The 2,413-nt window shown below is 70.5% G+C and carries 2 protein-coding genes; both read left to right on the top strand.

The window, feature by feature from the left end; translation table 11 throughout:
- Positions 1 to 317 precede the first annotated feature (317 nt).
- Positions 318 to 1,961 carry a catalase gene (locus QC029_RS30330; protein WP_279559059.1) on the top strand — a complete coding sequence of 548 codons (1,644 nt, stop codon included), beginning with the start codon at positions 318 to 320 and terminating at the stop codon, positions 1,959 to 1,961.
- Between the two features lie 118 nt (positions 1,962 to 2,079).
- Positions 2,080 to 2,352: a DUF4235 domain-containing protein gene (locus QC029_RS30325; RefSeq protein ID WP_279559058.1), complete on the top strand. Its 273-nt coding sequence runs from the start codon at positions 2,080 to 2,082 to the stop codon at positions 2,350 to 2,352.
- The last annotated feature ends 61 nt before the right edge of the window (positions 2,353 to 2,413 follow it).

The raw sequence follows: 2,413 nt of genomic DNA, 5'->3' as shown, positions 1-2,413 counted from the left end.
GCGGCGCCCCGCGCGGGGCGCCGCGAACCGGCGTGTTCGGTGTGTGCTGTATGTGTGGCGTGTTCGGCGTGTCTCAGTTTGTCTCGGCTTGTCTCGGTGTGTTCGCTCTCCCGCCTCCGGCGGCCCGCTCGTACGGGCGCGCGTGCTCCGCACCCGGCCGCCCGGTCCGCCGGGCGCCACCGGTCCGGAACGCCGCGGGCCGGAGCACCGATGGCCGATACGAGGGTACGAATGGGGCAGATCGGGGTACAGGCACACGCGCGCGGCGGACGTGGGACGCACCCGCCGCGCGAACCCCGTTCGAAGGAGACCAGTACGTGACCGAGACAGCCAGGCAGGGCGACGACCGGCCGGTGCTCACCAACCGGCAGGGTCACCCGATCCACGACAACCAGAACCAGCGCACGGTCGGCGCCCGGGGCCCCGCCACTCTGGAGAACTACCACTTCCTGGAGAAGATCAGCCATTTCGACCGCGAGCGCATCCCCGAGCGCGTGGTGCACGCGCGCGGCGTGACGGCCTTCGGGTACTTCGAGGCGTACGGCTCCTGGGGCGACGAGCCGATCAGCCGCTACACCCGCGCCAAGCTCCTCCAGGAGCGGGGCAAGCGCACCGACGTGGCCGTCCGCTTCTCCACGGTCATCGGCGGACGCGACTCCTCCGAGGCCGCCCGCGACCCGCGCGGCTTCGCGGTGAAGTTCTACACCGAGGAGGGCAACTGGGACCTGGTCGGCAACGACCTGGGCGTCTTCTTCGTCCGCGACGCCATCAAGTTCCCCGACGTCATCCACGCCCTCAAGCCCGACCCGGTGACCTTCGAGCAGCGGCCCGAGCGGATCTTCGACTTCATGTCGCAGACGCCCGAGTCCATGCACATGCTGGTCAACCTCTTCAGCCCGCGCGGCATCCCCGCCGACTACCGGCACATGCAGGGCTTCGGGGTCAACACCTACAAGTGGGAGAACTCCGAGGGCCGCACCATGCTGGTCAAGTACCACTGGATGCCCAAGCAGGGCGTGCGCTCCATGACCGAGGAGGACGCCGCCAACGTCCAGGCCGACAGCCTCGGCCACGCCACCAAGGACCTGTACGAGGCCGTCGAGCGGGGCGACTACCCCGAGTGGGAACTCCTGGTGCAGATGATGGAGGACCACGAGCACCCGGAGCTGGACTTCGACCCGCTGGACGACACCAAGGTCTGGCCGGAGCAGGAGTTCCCGCCCAAGCCGGTGGGCCGGATGGTCCTGAACCGGATGCCGGACGACTTCTTCACCGAGAACGAGCAGATCGCCTTCGGCACCGGCGTGCTGGTCGACGGCCTGGACTTCTCCGACGACAAGATGCTGGTCGGCCGCACCTTCTCCTACAGCGACACCCAGCGCTACCGGGTGGGCCCCAACTACCTCCAGCTCCCGGTGAACCGGGCCAAGTCCCCGGTGCACACCAACCAGCGCGGCGGCCCGATGGCGTACGAGGTCGACCCCGGCGGCGAGAACCCGCACGTCAACTACGAGCCGTCGACCCTGGGCGGGCTCCAGGAGGCGGAGGGGCCGGGCTACGGCGAGCAGGGCCCGGAACTCCGCGGCCGGCTGACCCGCAGCCGCATCCCCCGGACCAACGACTACCTGCAGGCCGGGCAGCGGTACATGCTGATGGAGGACTGGGAGCGCGACGACCTGGTCGCCAACTTCACCAACCAGCTCAAGCAGTGCCCCCGGCACATCCAGGAGCGGATGGTGTGGCACTTCCTGCTCGTCGAGAACGACCTCGGCCTGCGCGTCGGCGAGGGGCTCGGCATCTCCCCGCAGGACGTGGCGAACCTGGAGCCGCTGCCGAACCAGCAGCTCACCGACGAGGACCGCGAGCGCCTGGCGAACCTGGGCAAGAACCCGCCGCGGGACGTGGCCGGCCTGACGATGACCCACTGCGTCCCCGACGAGCGGCACGTGGTGACCCGCTGACCGGCGCGTACGCGCCGTGTAGCGGGCCGCGCGCGGGGAATCCGTCGGAAGACCCGGAGGGCGTCCCGCAGGGGGGCGCCCCCGAACAGCCCCGCGGACCCGGTAGGAGAGCCCGGTCATGAAGAAGAGGAAGCAGAAACTGCTGTACAGGCCGGTGGGCATCGCGCTCGGCGCCCTGAGCGGCGCCGTCGCGAGCGCGGCCTTCAAGAAGGCGTGGAAGATCGTCAGCGACAAGGACGACGCCCCCGACCCCGGTGACGAGGACCGCAGGCTGGGCGAGATCCTGCTGGCCGCCGCGATCCAGGGAGTGATCTTCTCGGTGGTCAGGGCGGCGGTGGACCGCGGCGGAGCCGTCGTCGTCCGCAGGATGACGGGGACCTGGCCGGGCTGAGTCCGGCGGCCGCCCCGGTGGGCGGCCGAACACGGCGGCGGGGCCGTACGGTTGGCCGTAC

It is taken from the genome of Streptomyces sp. DH37 (assembly GCF_029813835.1).
Lineage (GTDB): Bacteria > Actinomycetota > Actinomycetes > Streptomycetales > Streptomycetaceae > Streptomyces.
The sequence above is the reverse complement of the archived record's forward strand: the minus strand, read 5'-3'. Positions and strand labels throughout refer to the sequence as shown.

Bases quoted from the DNA above. Each gene is read 5' to 3' on its own strand.
- QC029_RS30325 (WP_279559058.1), top strand. From the start codon at position 2,080: ATGAAGAAGAGGAAGCAGAAACTGCTGTACAGGCCGGTGGGCATCGCG.